The sequence below is a fragment of the Brevundimonas sp. GN22 genome, assembly GCF_054824005.1.
Genome location: NZ_JSYD01000025.1, coordinates 1 through 5,652, shown reverse-complemented (window position 1 = coordinate 5,652; position 5,652 = coordinate 1). Strand labels below are relative to the sequence as shown.

Here is a 5,652-nt window from a genome sequence, read left to right as displayed (position 1 = left end):
GGAAAAAGATCGGAAGGTCGGGTTGACATGGGGACGGTGGATCGGTAGATACCCGCCTCCTTCGGAAGCGCCTCGGCGGTTTCGGTGTTGTCGAAAACTTCTTTAAAAAGAAGTGCTTGACACGGAAAACTGGGTAGCTTAAACAGCCGCCTCCGCCGCGAACTGGCGCTAAAGTGTTCAGACGGCCTTCGGGTCTGGTCTTTGAAATCGTAGATCTGGAAAGAGAAACGCAGGCGGCGGTGTTCTAGCGGAACCCTTAACGGGGTTCATTATAGATGACACTGACAACTGCGGTCTTTTTGAAAAGATACAACCATGAAACTGATCTTCGGATCGGTCTTGTGGGATCTCGTCAAATAAATACGTAGAACTAATGCCATAGAGACTTCGGTCTCGAATGCTTAGGTCAATGGTCAACTCAACCTGAGAGTTTGATCCTGGCTCAGAGCGAACGCTGGCGGCAGGGCTAACACATGCAAGTCGAACGGACCCTTCGGGGTTAGTGGCGGACGGGTGAGTAACACGTGGGAACGTGCCTTTAGGTTCGGAATAGCTCCTGGAAACGGGTGGTAATGCCGAATGTGCCCTTCGGGGGAAAGATTTATCGCCTTTAGAGCGGCCCGCGTCTGATTAGCTAGTTGGTAAGGTAAAAGCTTACCAAGGCGACGATCAGTAGCTGGTCTGAGAGGATGATCAGCCACATTGGGACTGAGACACGGCCCAAACTCCTACGGGAGGCAGCAGTGGGGAATCTTGCGCAATGGGCGAAAGCCTGACGCAGCCATGCCGCGTGAATGATGAAGGTCTTAGGATTGTAAAATTCTTTCAGTAGGGACGATAATGACGGTACCTACAGAAGAAGCCCCGGCTAACTTCGTGCCAGCAGCCGCGGTAATACGAAGGGGGCTAGCGTTGCTCGGAATTACTGGGCGTAAAGGGCGCGTAGGCGGATCGTTAAGTCAGAGGTGAAATCCCGGAGCTCAACTTCGGAATTGCCTTTGATACTGGCGATCTTGAGTGTGAGAGAGGTATGTGGAACTCCGAGTGTAGAGGTGAAATTCGTAGATATTCGGAAGAACACCAGTGGCGAAGGCGACATACTGGCTCATTACTGACGCTGAGGCGCGAAAGCGTGGGGAGCAAACAGGATTAGATACCCTGGTAGTCCACGCCGTAAACGATGATTGCTAGTTGTCGGGCTGCATGCAGTTCGGTGACGCAGCTAACGCATTAAGCAATCCGCCTGGGGAGTACGGTCGCAAGATTAAAACTCAAAGGAATTGACGGGGGCCCGCACAAGCGGTGGAGCATGTGGTTTAATTCGAAGCAACGCGCAGAACCTTACCACCTTTTGACATGCCTGGACCGCCACGGAGACGTGGCTTTCTCTTCGGAGACTAGGACACAGGTGCTGCATGGCTGTCGTCAGCTCGTGTCGTGAGATGTTGGGTTAAGTCCCGCAACGAGCGCAACCCTCGCCATTAGTTGCCATCATTTAGTTGGGAACTCTAATGGGACTGCCGGTGCTAAGCCGGAGGAAGGTGGGGATGACGTCAAGTCCTCATGGCCCTTACAGGGTGGGCTACACACGTGCTACAATGGCAACTACAGAGGGTTAATCCTTAAAAGTTGTCTCAGTTCGGATTGTCCTCTGCAACTCGAGGGCATGAAGTTGGAATCGCTAGTAATCGCGGATCAGCATGCCGCGGTGAATACGTTCCCGGGCCTTGTACACACCGCCCGTCACACCATGGGAGTTGGTTCTACCCGAAGGTGGTGCGCTAACCAGCAATGGAGGCAGCCAACCACGGTAGGGTCAGCGACTGGGGTGAAGTCGTAACAAGGTAGCCGTAGGGGAACCTGCGGCTGGATCACCTCCTTTCTAAGGATGCTTCTCCAGTGTCTCTCACGAGACATTATTGAGGCTCCAAACATATGCGGTTCGCCGCCGTCTTCGTTTCTCTTTCCAACATTCAGTCGTCGACTTTGAAGCATGTGGCTTCATGACAGATGGCTGTGATTGCGAGCCTGAGATAACGGGCTGTCGCGCTGCCTAGAGGCCTGTAGCTCAGGTGGTTAGAGCGTACGCCTGATAAGCGTAAGGTCGGCAGTTCGAGTCTGCCCAGGCCTACCAGCACGACGCATTATCATCTGGCTTACTATCCCAAGTTTTGGGGCCATAGCTCAGTTGGTAGAGCGCCTGCTTTGCAAGCAGGATGTCGTCGGTTCGACTCCGTCTGGCTCCACCATCTCTTTCTTGTCCTATCGCCTATCGGCTACTTGAGGACGTTAAAGAGACAATCGTTAAGCGCCGCGCTGGCTGCTTCGATTGGATATCGGGTATCTCGCAATCAACACGAGTTTGCAGCTGATCTTCGGATTGTCTGCATTGACATTGTGAAGGAAGGATTTGACCGGCTTGTTCATAAGCTTGAGGTCAGGTTCGAGAAGAAATCGTCTGGCAAAGTAAAACACCAGGCATAGTCCACCGCTCACCTCTTTCCGGGCCGTGGATAAACTATGCATGGGTTTTGCTGAGAAACGATCAAGCGTTGAAGGGCTTCTGACGGATGCCTTGGCGTAGAGAGGCGATGAAAGACGTGGCAAGCTGCGATAAGAACCGGGGAGGCGCTAGCACCCTTTGATCCGGTTATTTCTGAATGGGGAAACCCACCTTTGCAGTCTTCCAACTTCTACCCTTCGGGGTAACGGTTGGACGATTGTTAAAGGTACAATGAGCTGAATACATAGGCTTCATTGAGCGAACCCGGGGAACTGAAACATCTCAGTACCCGGAGGAAAGGACATCAACCGAGACTCCCGTAGTAGTGGCGAGCGAACCGGGACCAGGCCAGTGCTCTTGTGAAATAAAGGCGAACGACTTGGAAAAGTCGGCCATAGTGGGTGAAAGCCCCGTAGCCATCAAACAGCAAGAGACTCGAGTAGGGCGGGACACGTGAAATCCTGTCTGAACATGGGGGGACCACCCTCCAAGCCTAAGTACTCCTCTACGACCGATAGTGAACAAGTACCGTGAGGGAAAGGTGAAAAGCACCCCGACAAGGGGAGTGAAACAGAACCTGAAATCGGAAGCCTACAAGCAGTCGGAGCCTCCAAGCGAGGTGACGGCGTACCTTTTGTATAATGGGTCAGCGACTTCATGTGTCGAGCAAGCTTAAGCCGTTAGGTGTAGGCGCAGCGAAAGCGAGTCTGAATAGGGCGCTAAGTTCGACGTATGACGACCCGAAACCAGGTGATCTATCCATGAGCAGGATGAAGGTTAGGTAACACTAACTGGAGGTCCGAACCCGTGAATGTTGAAAAATTCTGGGATGACTTGTGGATAGGGGTGAAAGGCCAATCAAACCTGGACATAGCTGGTTCTCCGCGAAATCTATTTAGGTAGAGCGTCCGACGAATACCCTGGGGGGTAGAGCACTGGATGGTTGCGGGCTGCGCGAGCGGTACCAATACTAACCAAACTCCGAATACCCAGGAGTACTATCGGGCAGACACACGGCGGGTGCTAACGTCCGTCGTGAAAAGGGAAACAACCCTAACCATCATCTAAGGCCCCCAAATCGTGGCTAAGTGGGAAACGATGTGGGATTGCTTTGACAATCAGGAGGTTGGCTTAGAAGCAGCCATCCTTTAAAGAAAGCGTAACAGCTCACTGATCAAGCGATCCTGCGCGGAAAATGTAACGGGGCTAAAGCCACGTGCCGAAGATATGGGTTTGCAGTTTACTGCAAGCGGTAGCGGAGCGTTCCGTAAGCCGGTGAAGGTCAACCGTGAGGTTGGCTGGAGGTATCGGAAGTGAGAATGCTGACATGAGTAACGATAAACAGTGTGAGAAACACTGTCGCCGAAAGACCAAGGGTTCCTGCGTAAAGCTAATCTGCGCAGGGTTAGTCGGCCCCTAAGGCGAGGCTGAAAAGCGTAGTCGATGGGAAGCAGGTAAATATTCCTGCACCAGCTAGAAGTGACGGATGGCATAACTTGTACAGGCTTATTGGATTGTCTGTGCAGGGGCGTTGTCCCTGGAAATAACTCTAGCAGAGACCGTACCCGAAACCGACACAGGTGGTCAGGTAGAGCATACCAAGGCGCTTGAGAGAACTGTGCTGAAGGAACTCGGCAAATTGCACGCGTAACTTCGGAATAAGCGTGACTTACTCTGCGCAAGCAGAACTAAGTGGCACAAGCCAGGGGGTAGCGACTGTTTAGCAAAAACACAGGGCTCTGCGAAGCAGCAATGCGACGTATAGGGTCTGACGCCTGCCCGGTGCCTGAAGGTTAAAGGGAGGAGTGAAAGCTCCGAACTGAAGCCCAGGTAAACGGCGGCCGTAACTATAACGGTCCTAAGGTAGCGAAATTCCTTGTCGGGTAAGTTCCGACCTGCACGAATGGCGTAACGACTTCCCCACTGTCTCCAGCACAGGCTCAGTGAAATTGAATTCCCCGTGAAGATGCGGGGTTCCCGCGGTCAGACGGAAAGACCCTATGAACCTTTACTATAGCTTCGCCTTGGCGTTAGCGACCGTATGTGTAGGATAGGTGGGAGGCTATGAAGCCGGGGCGCCAGCTCTGGTGGAGCCATCCTTGAAATACCACCCTTACTGTCGTTGACGTCTAACCGAGGGCCGTTATCCGGTCCCGGGACATGGCGTGGTGGGTAGTTTGACTGGGGCGGTCGCCTCCTAAAGTGTAACGGAGGCGCGCGATGGTGGGCTCAGACCGGTCGGAAATCGGTCGTCGAGTGCAATGGCATAAGCCCGCCTGACTGCGAGACTGACAAGTCGAGCAGAGACGAAAGTCGGCCATAGTGATCCGGTGGTCCCGCGTGGAAGGGCCATCGCTCAACGGATAAAAGGTACTCTAGGGATAACAGGCTGATTTTGCCCAAGAGTCCATATCGACGGCAAAGTTTGGCACCTCGATGTCGGCTCATCTCATCCTGGGGCTGGAGCAGGTCCCAAGGGTATGGCTGTTCGCCATTTAAAGAGGTACGTGAGCTGGGTTCAGAACGTCGTGAGACAGTTTGGTCCCTATCTGCCGTGGGTGTTCGAAGCTTGAGAGGATCTGTCCCTAGTACGAGAGGACCGGGATGGACATACCTCTGGTGGACCTGTCGTGGCGCCAGCCGCGCAGCAGGGTAGCTAAGTATGGAATAGATAACCGCTGAAAGCATCTAAGCGGGAAACTAACCTCAAAACAAGGCTTCGCTGAGGATCGTGGAAGACTACCACGTTGATAGGCCAGGTGTGGAAGCGCGGTGACGTGTGAAGCTTACTGGTACTAATAATCCGATCGGCTTGATCGTTTCTCAGCAAAACCCATTGGTTTTACTTTACCAATAAAAACGCGATTTCTTCTCATCCTTATATACTTGGTTGACCCGGTGACTTTGTCGGAGATTCCCCACCCGATCCCATTCCGAACTCGGTCGTTAAGGTCTCCAGAGCCGATGGTACTTCGTCTTAAGACGCGGGAGAGTAGGTCGTCGCCGGGTCTACCAAGTATATAATGATAAACGAACTTCTCATCCTTCCTCACAATATCCTACGCCTTTGACGCGGGATGGAGCAGCCCGGTAGCTCGTCAGGCTCATAACCTGAAGGTCGTAGGTTCAAATCCTACTCCCGCACCCAA

General features: G+C 53.0%; 3 tRNA genes and 3 rRNA genes. All 6 read left to right on the top strand.

What is annotated here, in order from left to right:
* The first annotated feature begins 419 nt into the window (after positions 1 to 419).
* A 16S ribosomal RNA gene (locus tag OB03_RS04205) occupies positions 420 to 1,882 on the top strand.
* Positions 1,883 to 2,057: 175 nt separating this feature from the next.
* Positions 2,058 to 2,134 (top strand) — tRNA-Ile (locus OB03_RS04200).
* A 39-nt stretch (positions 2,135 to 2,173) separates the two neighbouring features.
* Positions 2,174 to 2,249 (top strand) — tRNA-Ala (locus OB03_RS04195).
* Between the two features lie 294 nt (positions 2,250 to 2,543).
* Positions 2,544 to 5,323: ribosomal RNA gene (locus OB03_RS04190) — 23S ribosomal RNA — on the top strand.
* Positions 5,324 to 5,397: 74 nt separating this feature from the next.
* Positions 5,398 to 5,512: ribosomal RNA gene (gene rrf / locus OB03_RS04185) — 5S ribosomal RNA — on the top strand.
* The 16S, 23S and 5S rRNA genes sit together here with 3 tRNA genes alongside, the layout of an rRNA operon.
* Positions 5,513 to 5,574: 62 nt before the next feature.
* Positions 5,575 to 5,651: transfer RNA gene (locus tag OB03_RS04180), tRNA-Met, on the top strand.
* The last annotated feature ends 1 nt before the right edge of the window (position 5,652 follow it).